Raw genomic sequence first — 18,501 nt, forward strand, 5'->3', positions numbered from 1 at the left:
CTGCGCAACCTCCGCGCCCAGGGCCGGGCTCACCCCGGACAGGTGCAGCCACTGCACGCCCGCAAGCAGGCTCGGCCAGTTGTAGGCATCGGCCGGCGCCAGCGCAAACGCCGAATCGGCGCGGTCGTAGACCACTTCGCTGGGGCGGTGGATCGCGCCGGTGGTCAGGAAGTACAGGCCCATGCGGCCGTCCACCCGCCGCACGTGGCGCGTGTCCACGTCGTGGCGGCGCAGCTCGCCCAGCACCGCCGCGCCCAGCGGGTTGTCCGCCACCGTGCTGACCATGGCCACCTCATGGCCGAAATGCGCCAGCGAGACGCCGACATTGGCCTCCGCACCACCGCAGTGCACGTCCAGCCGGGGCTGCTGCAATAGCAGCGCGTGGCCAGGCGCCCCCAGGCGCAGCAACAACTCTCCAAAACACAGGATGCGGGTTCGACTCATGCGGCAATACCTCGGCTGTGTGGTGCGTCACGGGGTGGGGGACCCGCAGCGCGTTACGATGACCATCGGTGTCATTCTAGCCCTCACGGAACACGGCGGGTGAGACCCACTATGCGACACGGCGTGACGGCTTGCGCCCCATTTAGGCGAAATCCGGACGCATTTCTGCTGCGCTGCAAGATGTTGAACGACGATTCAGCTGGTAACGTCGTTTTGACCAGCGGTGTCATTGCCGCTCACACCCCCGCATTTCACATTGTTCATGGACCCTTGGGAGGGGAGGACATGCAATTTCGGACCACCAGCCGGAAGACACCGGTTACCTTGCTGGCATTGTCGATCGGCCTGGCGCTGAGCGGCCACGCCGCCGCACAAGACGCCGCCGCCCCACCTGCCGAGCCCGCCGTGGATCTGGACACCGTCACGGTGACCGGCTACCGCGCCAGCGTGGAAAAGGCCCTGGACATCAAGCGTGGCGAAGCCGGCGTGGTCGATGCCATCGTCGCCGAGGACATCGGCAAGTTCCCCGACCTCAACCTGGCCGAGTCGCTGCAGCGCATCCCCGGCGTGGTGATCACACGTGAGGCCGGCGAAGGCCGCGCCATTTCGGTGCGTGGCCTGGGCCCGGAGTTCACCCGCGTGCGCATCAACGGCATGGAAGCGCTCACCACCGTGGGCGCCGGCGACCAGAGCGGCGGCACCAACCGCGGCCGTGGCTTCGACTTCAACGTGTTCGCCTCGGACCTGTTCTCGCAGCTGATCGCGCGCAAGACCGCCTCGGCCGACGTGGAAGAAGGCTCGCTGGGCGCCACCGTCGACCTGCGCACCGCGCGTCCGTTCGACTACAACGGCTTCACCTTCGCCGCCAGCAGCCAGGCGGCCTATAACGCCATGGCCGAGAAGGCCAACCCGCGCGTGGCCGGGTTGATCGCCAACACCTGGGCCGACAACACCTTCGGCGCCTTGCTGTCGGTGGCCTACACCGAGCGCGAAGTGCTGGAAGAAGGCGCCAACACCGGCCGCTGGGCCAATGGCCCCAGCAATGGCGGCTTCAGCGCCACCTCGCCGTTCGCCGCCGCGCGCTCGGCCGATGTCTACCACCCGCGCTTCCCGCGCTATACCCAGCAGATCCACGACCAGCAGCGTCTGGGCGTCACCGGCTCGCTGCAGTGGAAGCCCACCGATCGCACCACGCTGTCGCTGGATGCGCTGTATTCCAAGATCGACGCCAAGCGCGACGAGCACTACATCGAAGCGATCTCCTTCAGCCGCGGCGGCAATGCGCGCCCCGTGCTCGCCGGCAAGCCGGCCACCGTCGTGCGCAACGGCGAGATCCGCAACAACGCACTGGTCTACGGCGAATTCGACAACGTCGACATCCGCTCGGAAAACCGCCACGACGAGTGGAACACCGAGTTCAAGCAGATCAGCTTCGATGTGGAGCACCGCTTCAACGATGCCTTCAGCGTCAATGCCCGCGTTGGTACCTCGCGCTCGGCGCACGAGAACCCGGTGCAGACCACCATCATCATGGACAAGTACGACGTCGACGGGTACAGCTACGACTACCGTGGCAACAGCCGCGCGCCGGTGCTGAACTACGGCATCGACCCGACCAATCCCAATGGCTGGGAGCTGGCAGAAATCCGCCTGCGTCCGCAGTCGGTGGACAACGACTTCGACACCGGCCAGATCGACTTCAACTGGAACATCAGCCCCGGCTTCCGCCTCAAGGGCGGCGTGCTGGCCAAGAACTACAGTTTCAGCACCGTCGAACTACGCCGCGCCAACGAACTGGCCGTGCCCACCTTCGCCAATGGCACGCGCATCGTGCCGGCCGACCTCAACGAACAGGCCGGGCTCAAGGGCATCAACGGCAGCCCGGCGGCGTGGGTGGTGCCCAACCTGGATGCGGTAGCCAACCAGTTCGGCATCTACAGCAACAGCGGCACCTTCGCCGTGGCCCCGCGCGTCAACAACAGCCGCAGCGTGGAAGAAAAGGACCGCGGTGTGTGGTTGATGGGCGAGTTCTCCACCGACCTGGGCTCCATCCCGCTGTCGGGCAACTTCGGCGTGCGCTACGTGGAGACCGAGCAGGAATCCACCGGCTACGCGCTGATCAACAACGCACCGGCGCTGACCACGGTGGGCCGCAAGTACAGCAACACGCTGCCCTCGTTCAATCTGGTGGCCGAGCTGGCCCCGGACCTGTTGCTGCGGCTTGGCGCGGCCAAGGTGATGTCGCGTCCCGGCCTGGGCAGCCTCACCCCCGGCGTGACCGTGGCGGTGGCCGGCGGTGCGCGCACCGTGGCCGGCGGCAACCCGGACCTGGACCCGATCGAAGCCACCAACGTCGACCTCGGCCTGGAGTGGTACTTCAACGAAGGCGCCATGCTCGGTGTCGGCGTGTTCTACAAGGACATCGAGAGCTTCATCCAGACCGCGCGCGAAGTGCGCCCGTATTCCAGCAGCGGCCTGCCGGCCGAATTGCTGGAAGGCACCGGCGCCACCGTCAACGACGACTTCGCCTTCAGCATCCCGCTCAACACCCCGGGCGGCGAACTGAAGGGCGTGGAAGCCAACTACACCCAGCCCTTCACCTTCCTGCCGGGCAAGTGGGCCAACCTGGGCGTGCAGCTCAACTACACCTGGGTCGATTCGCAGATCCAGTACCTGGCCAGCAGCGGCGCGCCGGTGATGAAGAACGACCTGCTCGGCCTGTCGCGCTCGTCGTGGAACGCCACGCTGTTCTACGAAGGCGACATGTTCGCCGGCCGCGTCTCGGCCACCAACCGCGACGACTACCTCACCCAGGCACCGGGTGCGGAAGCCGGCTTCAACGTCGATGGCGTGCACGGCATGACCGGCACCACCATGCTCGACGCCTCGCTGCGCTACAAGATCAGCAAGCAGCTGGAGCTGAGCCTGGAAGGCATCAACCTCACCAACGAAGCCTCCGACGAGTGGGTGTCGTCGCCGCGCACCGGCCAGTTGCCGCTGCAATACGCCGAAACCGGCCGGCAGTACCTGCTGGGCCTGCGCTACAAGTTCTAAGTGTCGCCCGCCCGCTGCGCACATGCGCAGCGGGCCTTCTTCCAACGCCTGATCGCGCCTGTGTCTGCGCCCACCCGAGGTGGGCGTCTGCAACGCGGTGGGCGTGCTGTTTCTAGCCGCTGCCACACCACGCGCACGCCATCGCATGAGGCCTGCCGTGTTGCCGGTGGCGCATCTCGATTCGACGCCGCGGGCCTGTGGGGAGGCTGCATGCGTCTTTGCAGCAGTGCCACCGGAGTGAGTGCATCATGCAAGTCCGTTCGCGTCGTCCCGCCGCATTGGCGGCCGCCCGCCTGCCCACCGCGCGTCTGTCGGTGGCCATCGTCCTGGCCTTGCACGGTGTGAGCGCTGCCGCGCAAACCGTCGGCCCGCCGGCCACGCCCACCGACGCGGTGGACCTGGACCGCGTGCAGGTCAAGGCCACCTACCGCGAAAGCCTGCAGCAATCGCTGGACGCCAAGCGCTACAGCGTGGAGCAGGTGGACGCCATCTACGCCGAAGACATCGGCAAGTTTCCCGATCTGAACCTGGCCGAATCGATGCAGCGCATCGCCGGCGTCTCCATCGACCGCGAAGGCGGCGAGGGCAAGCAGATCTCCGTGCGCGGCCTGGGCTCGGATTTCACCCGCGTGCGCATCAACGGGCTGGAAGCCCTGGCCACCGCCGGCAGTGGCAGCGATGGCGTCAACCGCAGCCGCGGTTTCGACTTCAACACCTTCGCCTCCGAACTGTTCAGCCGCGTCACCATCAGCAAGACCCAGTCGGCGCAGATGGACGAAGGCTCATTGGGCGCCACGGTCGACCTGCGCGGCTCGCGCCCGTTCGACTTCGATGGCTTCGAAGCGGCGGCGTCCACGCAGTACGGCTACAACGATCTCTCGCGCGAAAAGGATCCGCGCTTCTCCGGCCTGATCAGCAACATCTGGGCCGATGGCCGCGTCGGTGCGTTGATGTCGGTGTCGTATAGCGAGCGCCACCTGCGCGAAGAAGGCTACAACCCGGTGCGCTGGGAGCACGGCAACTACCGCAACTCCAACCAGAGCACCGCCACCAACAACGGCACCTACGGCTTCTGTTCGCCGGTGGGCTACAACCCGCAGACCCCGCGCAATCCGCTGGCCAATGAAACCCCTGCCGGGGTCGGCTCGCAGGCCAACCAGGACCGCAACAACGGCTGGGGCAGCTACGGCATCAGCGCCACCAATTGCGGCACCGGCATCCCGCGCCCGGCCAACACGCCGGAGAACATCCAGGCCTACGAAACCGCCACCAACGCCTGGATTCCGCGCTACCCGCGCTACATCCGTACCGATCATGAAATCAAACGGCTGGGCGTGACCGGCGCGCTGCAATTCAAGGTCAGCGACGACACCCTGCTGAACTTCGACATGCTGTATTCCAAGCTGGACAAGGACCAGCGCGAAGACTCGGTCGGTGCCAACCTGCACCGCACCGCCAACTTCGGCGGCAAGACCCAGATTGCCGTGCGCGAGGCGCAGGTGGACGACCAGAACCGCCTCACCTATGGCGTGTTCGACAACGTCGACTTCCGCACCGAATCCAGCAACATCGAAGAATCCACCGAGTTCAAGCAATTCAGCCTGGACCTGGCGCACCGCTTCAACGACCAGGTGCGTGTCAATGCCTTGGTCGGCCACTCGACCTCGGACTACGAACGCCCCGAGTTTTCGATGGTGAGTTTCGACAACACCAATCTGGACGGCTTCGTGCTCGACCGCCGCGGTGGCGGCGATTACCCGAGCATGAGCTTCCCGTTCGACGCGGGTAACCCCAACAACTGGCAGTGGCTGGGCTATGGCGCAGTGCCGGTCAACAGCAACGGCACCGCGCGCGGCACCAACATCAGCGAGGTGCGGCTCAACCCGCAGTCGGTGGGCAACACCTTCGACACCGCCAAGGTGGACCTGGAATTCAACATCAGCCCCACCTTCACCTTCCACACCGGGCTGGCCTACAAGAACTACGACATGGACACGTCGGAGTCGCGCAACATCTCCTACGGGCGATTGGCGCAGGCATTGCCGGCCGGTGTGGGCGTCAATGACTTGAGCACCAACCTGGACGGCTTCGGCCGCAGCTTGAACGGCAGCTTCCCCACCACCTGGGTGATTCCGGATTTCCAGAAGGTCGCCGACCTGCTCAACATCAATTGCAACTGCGACACCGGCGTGCCCGGTGGCGACTACCGCCTGGCCGATGTCGGCCACTTCGGCTCGTCCAACAACAACTTCGCGGTCAACGAAAAGAGCCTGGGCACCTACCTGCAGCTGGACTTCAACACCGACCTGTGGGGCCGCGCGCTGCGTGGCAACCTGGGCGTGCGCTATGTGCAGACGCAGATCGCCGCCAGCGGCTATGCACCGTGCACGGCGACTGCCGCCGGCGCCATCTCGCCCAACTGCGAGTCGTTCTTCGGCGTGGCCAGCGCCACCGCCAGCCCCGGCGAGCGCCTGCTGGTGCCCACCACCGTCAACCACAACTACCGCGACATCCTGCCCTCGTTGAACCTCTCGTGGGATGTCAGCGATGAGGTGGTGCTGCGCTTCGGTGCGGCCAAGACCATGGCACGCCCCACGCTGGCCTACCTGTCGCCCAGCGTCAGCGGCGGCCCCACCCAGTTCTTCGACGACGGGCGCTTTTTCTCGATCAACCTGGGCAACCCCAAGCTCGACCCGTTCCGCTCCACCAACTACGACCTCAGCGCCGAGTGGTACTTCCGCGAAGGCTCGCTGCTGTCGGCAGCGGTGTTCTACAAGGACATCGACAGCTACGTGCAGCGCACCCGCGTGCTCAGCACCTGGGAAGCGATGGGCTACTCGCTGGACCTGCTCCCGGCAGGCTTTACGCCGGACACCATCTTCAATGTGCAGAGCTACTTCAACACCCCCGGTGGCCCGCTCAAGGGCTTCGAGCTGACCTACCAGCAGGCCTTCGACTTCCTGCCCGGCTTCTGGCGCAACTTCGGCATCCAGCTCAATTACACCCAGGTCGATTCCAAGATCAATTACCTGTTCAGTACCGCCGGCAACAGCAACACCAGCATCACCACCACCGCCACCGAGCGCGACCTGCTCAACCTCTCGCCGCAGTCCTACAACGCCACCGTCTATTACGACGACGGCCGCTTCAGTGCGCGCGTGTCCACCAGTTACCGCGATGGCTACATCAACAACATCCTGGCCCAGGAAGACGTCTACGACCTGGACGGGCGTCGCCTGGTCACTGCCGATGTCACCGGCAAATACAGCGTTGAAAACGTCGATTTCAACATGTCCTACAAGCTCAACGACCACATCTCGCTGACCTTCGAGGCGATCAACCTGCTCGACACCCCCGACCGCCGCTACGTCGATTCCACGCTGGAACTGCCCGACAAGTACACCGTCACCGGGCGTCAGTACTACGTCGGCGCGCGCTACAAGTTCTGACAGGAGCAACGCATGCAACCGCATCGCAGGAACGTGTTACGCACCTTCGTCGCCACCGCCGTGCTGGCGGGGCTGTCGCTGGGCAGCAATGCTGCCTTTGCCGCCGACCCGGTCTACACCGTGGCCAAGCAGGGCAGCGCCGGCTACCGCACCGTGCAGGCCGCCATTGATGCCGCCGTGCAGGGCGGCAAACGCGCGCAGATCACCATCGGCGCCGGTACCTACCAGGAACTGATCGTAGTGCCGTCCAACGCACCGGCGCTCAAGCTCACCGGCGCCGGCGCCACCCAAACCGTCATCACCTACGACAACTACGCTTCGCGCATCAATCCGGCCACCGGCACCGAATACGGCACCTCCGGCTCGTCCAGCGTCATCATTGCCGGCAACGACTTCACTGCGGAAAAACTGGCCTTTGGCAATCACGCAGGCCCGGTCGGGCAGGCGGTGGCGGTGCGCGTGGATGGCGACCGCGCCGCGTTCCGCAACGTGCGCTTTCTCGGCTACCAAGACACGCTCTATCTGCGTGGCGCCAAGCTGTCGTATTTCCTCGACTGCTACGTCGAAGGCACCGTGGACTTCGTGTTCGGCGCCGGCACCGCCTTGTTCGAAAACGTGCAGCTGCACTCGCTGGGCGATGGCTATCTCACCGCCGCCTCCACCCCGCAGGAGGCTGCACGCGGCTTCGTGTTCCGCAATGCCCGCGTCACCGCTGCCAGCGGCGTCAGCCGCGTGCACCTGGGCCGCCCGTGGCGCCCGTATGCCAGCGTCAGCTTCATCAGCAGCCAGCTCGGCGCGCACATCCTGCCCGAAGGCTGGAACAACTGGGGCAACGCCGCCAACGAGGCCACCGCCCGCTACAGCGAATACCAGAGCAGCGGCCCCGGCGCCAACCCCTCGCGCCGCGTGAAATGGTCGCGCCAGCTCAACGCTGCCCAGGCCGCCGCGCAAGACCGCACCGCCATCCTCGGCACCTGGAGGCCGTTCTGATGATCAAGTTCTCAACCTTCGCGTTGACCGGCGCGCTGCTGCTGGCCCCGCTCTCGGCCATGGCCGACACCATCGCCGACAACATGCTGCTGCTGCAGACCGCCTCCGGTGGCTGGTCCAAGCAGTACAAGGGCGTGGCGGTGGATTACACGCGCACCTTCACCGCCGCAGAAATTGCCGAACTGCAGCAGCCCGGCCGCAAGGACGATGCCACCATCGACAACAAGGCCACCACGTACGAAATCACGTACCTGGCCACTGCCTTCAAGAACGAGAAGAACGCCAAGTACATCGCCGCCGCCCGCCGCGGCGTGGACTACCTGCTCAAGGCGCAATACGCCAATGGCGGCTGGCCGCAGTTCTACCCGGACCTGTCGTCCTACCACCACCAGATCACCTACAACGACGACGCCATGGTGCGCGTGCTCAACCTGTTGCAGGACATCGGCGAGGGCAAGGGCGACACCGGCGCGCAGCTACGCAGCAGCCACGGCGCCAAGTCCACCCAGGCCGTGGCCAAGGGCCTGGAATGCGTGCTCGCCACCCAGGTCAAGATCGGCGGCACGCTCACCATCTGGGGCGCGCAATACGATGAGGTCACCCTCAAGCCGGCCAAGGCGCGCGCGTATGAGCTGGCTTCGTTGTCGTCGGGCGAATCGGTCAGCATCGTGCGCTTTCTGATGCGCCAGCCCAACCCCTCGGCCAAGATCAAGACGGCGGTGCAGGCGGCGGCTGTCTGGTTCGACACCCATCGCATGCGCGACCTGGCCACCAAGAAGATCGACGACCCCACCCAGGAAACCGGCAAGGATGTGATCCTGGTCGCGCAACCGGGTGCGTCCTTGTGGGCACGCTTCTACGACCTGCAGAATCAACGCCCGCTCTATGCCAACCGCGACGGCGTTGCATTGACCGACTACATGAAAGTGCCCAACGAACGCCGCGTCGGCTACGCCTGGCACGGCACCTGGCCAGACAAGCTGTTGAAAGAAGATATCCCCAAGTGGCGTGCCGCCAACGGGCTATAACAGTGAGAGCAGCTAACAGAACACCTGCGCAGCCGCCAGGCGGGTGCGGCCGGTGCTCGGAATCGGCATGTACCACTCGTACACTCCGGTTCTAAGCGCGCCGTCCGCACCCATCTGACGACTGCTCGCTACGTTCTGTTAGCCGCTCTCCCCCGCCGCGCGGCGCCCCCGCGCGGCGACGTTCTTTTTGAAGTGAGGTAAGCGTGCTGAAGCTTTTGATGGGTGTGGTGTGTCTGATCGCGTTGCCGGCAAGCGCGGCCTCCGTTGCGGCACCGGAACTGCTGTTTCGCGTGTCCGCCGATCGCAGCCTGGACGCGGATGTCGCCCGCGGCGATGGCGTGCCCAACTTTCGCGACAAGATCGCCCTGGTGCCCACCGGCAAACGTGGCAACGCCATCGAATGGGCCGACGACGGCGTGCTGTCGTGGAATGCCCCCGGCAACCTCTACACCCAGCGCGGCACGCTCGGCTTCTTCTGGCGCTCGCGCTATCCCGTTGGCGAAGCGCCGTTCGTGATCTTCCGCGTCGGCTACGCCGACCACACCAGCTGGGACATGGCCTGGCTGCGCATCGACTGGAATGGCCACGGCTTCGACGCCTTCGTCACCGACGCCAACCTTGCGCGCACCCGCGTTTCCTTCAAGCTGGATAAACCCCCCACTGCCAGCGACTGGACCCATATCGCCTTTGCCTGGGACGAAACCCGCGGCGTGCGCCTGTATGTGGACGGCAAGGAGGCCGCACGCGTGGACTGCGGCGCACCCTGCGCCAACGGCGGCGCGCTCGATTACGACGCCGCGCTCGACCAGTTCGGCCTGGCCGGGCGCGTGATGTCGCCGCACCAGGTACAGAGCCGCTACAACTTCCTGCGCGGCAGCGACTTCGACGAGATCCGCATCTACGACCGCATGCTCGACGGCAGCGGCGCTGCCGCACTCGCCCGCCTGCAGGAGCCCACAAGCGCCGAATCACCCACCGGCGATGCGCAGCACACTGCCTTCCTGCACCGCTACGGCTGGGACAACGGCCACGCACCGCCCGCACTCACCGCACCGGTCACCCGCATCCGCAAGGTGGAGTTCGCCGACGCACGCGACCTCAAACAATGGATGTGGAAGGCCACCGACGGCATCGCCGAGACCACCTGGCCCGGCGTCTACAACCGCTCGCGCCTGCCCGGGCGCGACGACTATTTCCAGCTGCCGGACTGGAATACCTATGTCGAAGGCGGCAAGGCGCTGGACCTCACCCTGCCGGACGAGGCCTTCAACCGCATCGAGCTGCGCGGCGCCGCCTATGGCCAGGCCACTTACACCGCGCCCAATGCACAGGCGCAGCCGCTGTTCGCGCGCAGCCAGGGCGTGGTGCGCAGCGTGGACCAGTTCCCCCAGCGCCGTGGCGGCACCCTGCGCTTTGCCAACACCGCGCAGGAAACCCCCATCCAGGAAATCTGGGCCTACAACGTGCAGCCGGGCGAGGTGCCCAAGGGCAGCGCGCAACTCAGCTACACCGTGCGCAGCGACATCCAGCCCGACTACGACAACCTCGCCCCCTTGCGCGATGTCATCGCCGGCCGCTACCCGCCAGGCGAGCGCCAGACCGTCATCGCGCTGCCCACCAAGGCACCGGCGCGCAAGCGCCCCAGCGACAAGGCCGCAGCAAGCGCGCAGCAACCCATCGTGCACATCCTGGTGCCCTCCAGCCTGGGCAACCCGCCACCGGACCAGGCGCTGATGCGCAGCTGGTCCTACGGCTGGGAGAACATGCACGACGGTCTGGACGGCATCGCCATCATCCTGCCCGCGCTCAACCTGCCGGCCACCCACAACGGCAGCATCCCGCTCAACATCCGCATCAAGGACCCCATCTGGCCCGCGCGTGACATGCTCGACGTCTCGGTCGCAGTCACCCCCGGCCAGGCCCGTACGCTGTGGCTGGACCTGCGCGATCGCATCCTCAGCAACGACAGCCTGATGCTCAGCATCGCCGCCGCCGCGCCCGGCTTCGATGCCAACGCACTCGACGGCACCCAGCTGCAGTTGGTGTTCAAGCCGCGCGCCGAGGCCATCGCCGAGCACGTCGCCGACCGCTTCAACCAGGTCAAGGACAACTGGGGCTTCCTGGTCGAAGAACACACAACCTCCAAGCGCCAGCTGCTCTACAAGCGCCTGGACGCCGACATCACCGACCTGCTGCGCGTGGACCCGGACCACGCGCTCGGCCGCGAATACTGGAACGACATCAGCTACGCCAACCAGGGCGCGTTGCCTGTCGAACTGCCCAGCGTGCCCAAGGGCGTGCCCGCCTGGGCGTTCTGGCAGCTGCAGGACCTCAGCGCCACCCGCCGCTACATCCGCTGGTGGATCGAGCAGCGCCAGGTGGCCTACGGCGATTTCGGCGGCGGCATCTCCGACGACTCGGACCTGGTGCAGCAATGGCCCGGCGTCGCGCTGATGGGCGTGGACCCGGACATGCTCAACGCCTCCATGCTGGCGCTGTCCGATGCCAACTACCGCAACGGCATGTTCACCAACGGCCTGTCCACCATCGAAACCGACGAGCTGCATTCCTACGAAGAGGGCATCAACCTCAACAGCGCCCTGCTGTACCTCAACTGGGGCGACCCGCGCACCGTCGAGCGCCTGATGCACACCGTCAAGGCCTTCGACACCATCATCCAGGTCAACCCGCAAGGCCACCTGCTGTTTGCCAGCAACTGGTTCGGCGGCCGCAAGGTCTACCGCGAGCCCAACTGGCAATGGCAAAAACCGTACTCCTTCCCCATCGTGCACCCGGCCATCCTGCTGGGCGGCTATAACGCCGACCCCAACAGCCGCCGCATCGTCACCGGGTTAGCAGATGGCTACCTCGCCCACGCCTACACCAACGCCAAGGGCAACTGGGCGCTGCCCAACGAGATCAACTGGCAAACCGGCAAAACCCGCGGCGGCGAACTGTTCGAAGGCAGCGGCGGCGCCGACACCTTGCACACCTTCTGGGCCGCCTACCGCTTCACTGGCGAGCAGCGCTATCTCAAGCCAATCGACTACCGCGTCGCCAACAGCGGCCCCAACGGCCTGTCGCTGCTCAACGAAAACTTCCTCGATGTCATGGGCAAGCGCAACGACTGGAGCGGCAAGCTCATCGATGCCGCAAACAAGGACGACGGCAGCGCCCCGGACTTCCCGCACCATGTGGCCTGGGAGCAGACCGGTAACCTCGAGTATCTCGCCGCCATTTACCAAAGCGAGGCAAGAGAGAAACTGCAGAACTTCTACATGAACACCGAAGGCCACTGGTGGAGCGACCGCGTGGAATCCCCCACGGTCAATCTGCAGCGCGCACGCTTAGGGGGAGTGGCGCTCAAGCGCAACCAGACCTACCCCGGCCACACCGTGAGCTGGCGCTTCGCCGATCCAGAGGCCGCCACCCAGGTCGCCATTGCCATCCCCGCACCCCGGCAAGACCGCTTCACCGTCATCGCCTACAACACCTCCAGTAAATCTCAGCGCGCCAGCATGACCGGCTGGAACGTCGCCCCGGGCCAATGGCGCATCACCCAGGGCGTGAGTAAAGGCAACGACGGCAAGCTCGACAGCAACGCCAACACGCAAGAGCACGCTTTCGAAAAAAGCGCTTCCATCGACATCGACTTCCCCGCAGGCCGCACCACCATCCTGCAGCTCGAACGCATCGCCGCCACCATCCCGGTCGAACTGCGCCCGGACCTGGGCATTGGTCATGGCGATGTGCGCGTGACTGCAGACGCCATCGAAGTGACTGTGCACAGTCTCGGCCATGCCGATGCACCGGCAGGGCTTGTGGTGTTGGAGGATGCGAGAGGGAAGGAGTTGGCAAGAGCTGCGTTCCCGGCGTTGGAAGCTCCGCGGGATTTGGTGCCTAGGACAGCGTTTGTTCGGTTGGCGGTGCCGGCCGGTAGCGCTGGTAAGGGCGTGCAGTTGCGGTTGGTGACGAAAGGGGAGGTTGATGAGGTGACTCAACGTAACAACACGCTGGTGGTGCCCTGAAAGCGTAGTCAACTATCTTGAGCAGAGCGTTTTCTGGATATCGACGTTAGGCTGCGAATAATTCGGTGTGAAAGATGAGCCCACAGAGGTGCGGTCTAAGACTTCGCATAAGAGGCAGCTGCGCGGCTGAAAATGAGCTTGAACGCCTGTAGCGATTGACCATAGCCGGGTAGTCGGCGAGGATCACGTTATGCCGCGCTTAGGCGGTCCAATAGTGGTGAGCTGTCATGGAAACACCTCGCGAACAGCTAAATCGGTGGGCCCAGTCGCTATGCCAGGACGTGAGTGTTGGCGGCCTCCTTACTCGTTGCACGATCGCGCATAAGTGGAAGGCGCCTTATCGGAGCATCGTGGTTCGAGAAGCACTGCTGTGGCGCATGCATGACCTCGGGCAGCAAACGCTTCTACTAGCCGAGCATAACCACATACTGGGCGCGCGCATTCTGCTCCGCAGCGCAATAGAGACGCTAGGAATCTTGATATATCTCAACCAGAAGACTAAAGCAGTCCTAATCGGCACTCTCTCGTTCTTCGACTTTGAGGAGATCACAAAGCAACTGCTGATGGGATCAAAGAATGGAACAACTTCATTCGCTGCGGTCAACATACTTACGGTTCTGGCGCAGGCAGACAAAGCACATCCTGGACTCACCGAGATGCATCAAAAGCTCAGTGAGAGCGCACATCCCAACTACGACGGCGTGCTATATGGCTATTCTTCAACAGATCCGGAAAAATATGAGACCCACTTTGTTAACAATTGGATTCAGTTCTTCGGCATGGAGCAAGAACCCGGAACCGCATTCGTTTTCGCGGTCTTCGAGCATGAGTACAATGATGTCTGGCCACAACAGCTAGAACAACTTGAGGAGTGGCTACGAGCCAATGATGCGGCTCTCGAGGCACAGCACGCTGGCAGCTAACAATTCCTTCAAGCCGACGCGGCGTCGCGACGTGGCTTAATTCGGGTATTAGCCTTCTTAACGAGACTTCTGTACGATGCTACTGGGCGATGGTGTAAAGGTAAACACGCTCCGTGAGGAGAGTATTTGTGGGGTTCGAATCCCCACCGCCAAAGGCCATTCAAGGAGTGTCCTTTGGCGGTGACGATTACAGCTAGGGCGCCTAGCAAGATGTATAAGCATCACGTAGCAAATCTACGTGAGCTAGAGCGCGCCATAGTTCAGACAGCGAGGCTTGCTAAGGCAGAGATTGCGGGCCGCGATCCACAGAAAAGTCTACGCTCAATGTTGCGACTCTATTCGTTTCTACTCGGAGCTTGGGCAGAGTGTCGCCTTCGAAAGCTACTTCACGAGCAGTATGGCTTTACGAATGATGAGCGAGGAGAGATCCTGGCAGTCGACACGCAACTAGGCCAATGGCAGCGTACGGTGGACCTTGCATTTCGCAAGCACCACCAAATTCCCAAAGCCGACTTAGATTCCAGGGTTCTTGGTGTTTCTCATGCCGCTCGCAGAGATGCGCTTCATAGCGTCCTTTCCGGCGAGCTGAAGATCATCATCGAAATTCGTAACAAGCTTGCCCACGGACAGTGGGTGTATCCGTTCAACAACGAGGGAACCGCCGTTGAGTCCGAAAAATATTTGCTCATCAACAAGGAGAACTTTCAGTCACTGCAGTTTAAGTACGCACTGCTGGGCCATCTCGCTGATGCAGCACATGACCTCGTTGTAAGTCCTACGACCTTTCAGCGAGACTTCGATGGACACTTCAGGCGCTTAGAGCAGGTGCGCACCAATATCTCTGTTAAGAAATACGTGGACTATGAATCCGCGCTGGTTGGAAGCCGTCAAAAACGTCGTAAGTCGCATGGACGGCTCAAAATTTCTCTCAGGAAAAGCCGCTTTGTAGCACGGCGTAACTTAATTCGATTATGAGGCTCTCCTGAGTAACGAGGCCAGCCTACTAGAAAATGAGCCTGCCGATTTTCAGTGATCAGCCGTGACTGCGCTAAAAATTACTTCTAGCCGCCCCCTTTAGCGGGACGGCATAACTCAGACGCTAGGCACCAATGGAGCTCATTAAGTTGCTGGACGATATAAAAATATTCAAGGATATGGTTGTTCCAGGTACCGCTGCACTTTTTGCTGTGTGGATTGCCACAAGAAAATTTAGGAAAGAGCAGCTTTGGAAAGAAAAGTACACTGCCTATCAAGGTGTGCTACGTAGTTTAGAGTCAATTGCCCACTGGGCAAGCGAGACCCAGTCGAATGTTTACTTATTTCCCTCAGCTGGTACGAAAGATATCGCAAACGAGTATGCTCTGGCTCAAAGAGAAGTTCTTCGGCAGGTTACAATTGGCCCCTTGCTACTATCGAAAGATTTCTGCTCAATGCTTGAGAAATTCAAGGATGACTTCTATACGGAGCGTCACAACTCAGCTGAAGAGTGGCATGAGAATCCACAGGAAGAAGAATTTGCATGGGGAGCGCATGCCGGTAGGATCTATGTCATTGTTGATCAATACCTGTCAGAATTAATAAAGCTTGCAAGGGATGACCTAGGGGCTAACGGCTTATTCAAGCGGTAAGTGGTGGTAATAAGAACTGGGGTCAGGTTTACCTTAAAAACCAACTTGTCTGCGTTTCCTAACGGGTTGGACTCATCTGGTCGTTAGAACTCATGGCAAGCATCGGAATTATCTTGCGAGCAAATAAAAAAATTGATGAGTTGCCTGAGGACTGGGCTCCAGAGCCGCTTGGTTCGAGGAAGGATGTCTTGCCTGAAATCGGAAGTTCCGTGCTAGCTGACGACGCAAGCTTGGCACTTAATTTCCGAATCGAGGAGCCTGAGGATAATAACGAGGAGCCGCGGACCACATCCGTACTTTGCGTCAAAGAGAATATGCAACTTTGCATAGATTGTGCAATCTGCTTGGTGCCCGATTCTACGATGCTGAGGCTGGGAATTCCATCGATTTGATGATCGCCAAAATTGATCGAAGACGAACCCGAGGATACGGACTCGCGTTCACTAAGGAGGTCGACTCGACCCCGTTCCTTATAAAGTCCGCTCAATCATCGATGAGTAGGGCTTTGGAACCTTGGCGATGCCTCTGGACACATCGAGTGCGGCCTAACAATTCATTGAAGCCAATGCCGCTTCGCGGCGTGTCTTAATTCAAGCTCATTGCTATTCGGGGGAACTGTTGTGGCGCATAGTGGAACGTACTACCTCGGCCGGGTGCTAAAGCTAGGTTCGCTTACTCAAGCGTCTCTTATGCAGGCGCTAGCATCACCCCAGCCGATTCAATCACGCGGCGGAAACTGGGCGCTCGTGAACGTGCAATTCGACGAGGAGCATGAATATGTATTCGGTCGTCTCGCTCGTTATCTTCCCGAAGGTCGGGTAGACGTCGTTGACCCCACCACGCTATCAACAGGCTCCCAAATCGAGCCAAATTTGTTAGTGGCTTCAGCCCCGTTTGTCTATATTCCCCGGCATTCGGGAATTGCGTTTCAAACGACCTCCACACAAATCGACCACGCGACTTTCATTCGCCGATTCTGCGCGATTGTTGAAGCGTCCCTCGACAACTTCTTTGTCGATTGCCAGATCCGACTTATTACTGATCTGCGCGCTTTCGCCGTTCGAGTATCAGCGCTGGACGCGATCTACAAGATTCAAAGTCGCGTATCACCCCCGAACCCCCTTTTTGGGCCGCTCTGGGAGAATCTGAAGGACTACCTGCTCCGGCGGAACGCTGATCGCCTCAACCTGACTGAAGATGCTGGTCCTGGCGAGGCATTGCACTCAGTTCTTCCTGAGCTAGCGTCCAGCTATTCGGGCACCTTGGAATACCCAAGGTCAGAACTATTTAGCCCCGTCCCTATCGGCGACGCTGCAATCCTTATGGCAGTTGATGGCTACGGCTCAGGAACCATTCGTGGAAGGATCGACGGCGAGACAGTTGTGATTAAGACCTCGGAGACCATTGCGAATTTCGCCTTCGACAAGAATCCAAATCCAGAAGAACTATATGTAGCTGCAAATGAAAATTTTGAGCGGATTAAGAGCGATCGTTACATGGAGCATGGTTAATGCTGGCGCGGAACATACTAACAGCTATCCTAATTTCTCCGGAGCTACTAGTCACGCTCACAGTTTGGGCGCTGCTATTCCACTTTCCCGGCGCCTTCAGCGAAATCGGCACGAAGCTAGTGAGTGATTCAGAGAATTGGAAGTATGTAACTGTTGTGCCCACTGGGCTATTCGCTTGGTCCGTCACCTTGTTTGGCGATATACGCAATCCCGTTGACAAAGAAGCAAACAGGCTGCTCTATGCTTGGCCATATTACGGTCTTCTTGTCGGTCGCCTGTATGTAGCGCTTGCATTCAGTGGTGTAGCGGCGGCCGTGGCAGTCGCGCTTTGGCTACTCGGTAAGGGCCTAGATCATGCCGCAATTGGGGCACTATTTGTGGGGGCACTCGGGGTGTCGCTCGTAGTTGCAGCAACGCTTACGTTTGCCCGCAGTCGTATTCGAGAACTCTTGATACAACACAGCTAATTGGTGGCCGGGGTCGCGTTCACTTTTTGAGATAAATTGGTTGGATGGGGGTTCAGGGATATCTCTCCGGTGTTGCATCGGTGCAGCGGCACTCCTCAAATGTTATTAGCGCGATGCCACCTGACACAGTTGACATCACAAGAAACTCGCAGCAAGCTCCACTTCAAGGAGCGTAGAAACTCCTCAGAGAGCGGTACCCACCTCCGTCAAACCGGTGGGTTTTTTGTGCTTGCAGATTCTTGCGGGCGCAACCGACGCGATGCCTGCGTCGGGAGGGCGGCTAATACAACACCCTTCGAGGAAATACGCCCGCCGGCTCTCTGCGGTTTCTAACCTCCCGACATCCCGTCGCCACCCGGCGGCGGGGCCTGTTCGTCAAGGAGGGCTCTGCCATGCGTCGATCCACGTCCCGTCCCACATCAGCACGCAAGCGCACCAAGGTGCCGCCGCCCACCGAGGTCGTCTGGCGCACCCTCGACCCCACACTCAAGCCACCGCCGTACCTTGAGCGCACGCCGATCCCCGAGCCCCGCACCGAACGCCGCCCCCCACGCCCGGGCCACCCGCGTGCCCCGCAACACTGCACCGTGGGCTACGGCTACTACCCCGCCAGCCACCAACGCATCCCCACCTTGCGCCTACGCGGCCGCTGGCTGGAACAACTCGGCTTCACCATCGGCAGCAAACTCAACATAACTATGCGCAACGGCGAGCTAGTCGTCAGCGTGGTACCCACGGACTAACGCGCGGTACCGCCTTCGCATTTCTTGGGTTGTGGGCTAAGACGCAAGTGGTGGTTGGGGCTGCGACTTCATACCATGCGATGAGGCGCAGTAATGACGGTGCCTGTTACTGCTCTCGCATCGACGTCCCCCCGCCCTGAGTAGCGGTCGGGTTTAGAGTCCGGGGTTGATGATATCGGTGTTTGCCAGATGTTGGGCATAAGCGGACGGCGTCATGCCGCCAATTGCTTTCTTGG

11 protein-coding genes and 1 other RNA gene are annotated in these 18,501 nt (G+C 61.8%); 11 read left to right on the plus strand and 1 reads right to left on the minus strand.

Annotated elements, in window-relative coordinates; genetic code table 11:
- Positions 1-444: PfkB family carbohydrate kinase (locus tag OZ10_RS11910; protein ID WP_039565065.1), on the minus strand; the 444-nt coding region annotated here is incomplete at its 3' end.
- A 285-nt stretch (positions 445-729) separates the two neighbouring features.
- Between OZ10_RS11910 and OZ10_RS11915 the strand changes: the two genes are divergently transcribed.
- The 11 genes from OZ10_RS11915 (at position 730) to OZ10_RS11945 (ending at position 18,265) form a co-directional block, all read left to right on the plus strand.
- The gene (locus tag OZ10_RS11915) at positions 730-3,498 is read left to right on the plus strand and encodes a TonB-dependent receptor (RefSeq protein WP_039565053.1); all 2,769 of its coding nucleotides are present in this window, start codon (positions 730-732) and stop codon (positions 3,496-3,498) included.
- A 248-nt stretch (positions 3,499-3,746) separates the two neighbouring features.
- The gene (locus tag OZ10_RS11920) at positions 3,747-6,947 is read left to right on the plus strand and encodes a TonB-dependent receptor (RefSeq protein WP_039565054.1); all 3,201 of its coding nucleotides are present in this window, start codon (positions 3,747-3,749) and stop codon (positions 6,945-6,947) included.
- 12 nt (positions 6,948-6,959) lie between these two features.
- Entirely contained in the window at positions 6,960-7,937 is a 978-nt protein-coding gene (locus OZ10_RS11925) for a pectinesterase family protein (protein ID WP_039565056.1), read from the plus strand.
- The gene (pelA, locus tag OZ10_RS11930; protein WP_039565057.1) at positions 7,937-8,965 is read left to right on the plus strand and encodes a pectate lyase; all 1,029 of its coding nucleotides are present in this window, start codon (positions 7,937-7,939) and stop codon (positions 8,963-8,965) included. Before OZ10_RS11925 ends, pelA begins: the two co-directional genes overlap by 1 nt.
- A 67-nt stretch (positions 8,966-9,032) precedes the next feature.
- Positions 9,033-9,109: non-coding RNA, sX9 sRNA (locus OZ10_RS20640), on the plus strand.
- A gap of 74 nt (positions 9,110-9,183) precedes the next feature.
- Entirely contained in the window at positions 9,184-12,993 is a 3,810-nt protein-coding gene (locus OZ10_RS11935) for a LamG-like jellyroll fold domain-containing protein (RefSeq protein WP_039565060.1), read from the plus strand.
- Between the two features lie 227 nt (positions 12,994-13,220).
- Complete coding sequence (locus OZ10_RS11940; RefSeq protein WP_039565062.1) at positions 13,221-13,916, plus strand: hypothetical protein; 696 nt, start codon at positions 13,221-13,223, stop codon at positions 13,914-13,916.
- A 174-nt stretch (positions 13,917-14,090) separates the two neighbouring features.
- Positions 14,091-14,891, plus strand: a complete 801-nt coding sequence (locus OZ10_RS21295; RefSeq protein ID WP_236726976.1) for a hypothetical protein — start codon at positions 14,091-14,093, stop codon at positions 14,889-14,891.
- Positions 14,892-15,040: 149 nt separating this feature from the next.
- Positions 15,041-15,544, plus strand: a complete 504-nt coding sequence (locus tag OZ10_RS22195) for a hypothetical protein (RefSeq protein ID WP_158002172.1) — start codon at positions 15,041-15,043, stop codon at positions 15,542-15,544.
- A gap of 746 nt (positions 15,545-16,290) precedes the next feature.
- Positions 16,291-17,055 (plus strand): DUF4747 family protein, encoded by a 765-nt coding sequence (locus OZ10_RS21300; protein WP_202903007.1) that lies wholly within the window; start codon positions 16,291-16,293, stop codon positions 17,053-17,055.
- 859 nt (positions 17,056-17,914) lie between these two features.
- The gene (locus OZ10_RS11945) at positions 17,915-18,265 is read left to right on the plus strand and encodes a SymE family type I addiction module toxin (RefSeq protein WP_039406989.1); all 351 of its coding nucleotides are present in this window, start codon (positions 17,915-17,917) and stop codon (positions 18,263-18,265) included.
- Positions 18,266-18,501 lie beyond the last annotated feature (236 nt).

Origin of the sequence: Xanthomonas cannabis pv. cannabis, from assembly GCF_000802365.1 — a bacterium.
Lineage (GTDB): Bacteria > Pseudomonadota > Gammaproteobacteria > Xanthomonadales > Xanthomonadaceae > Xanthomonas > Xanthomonas cannabis.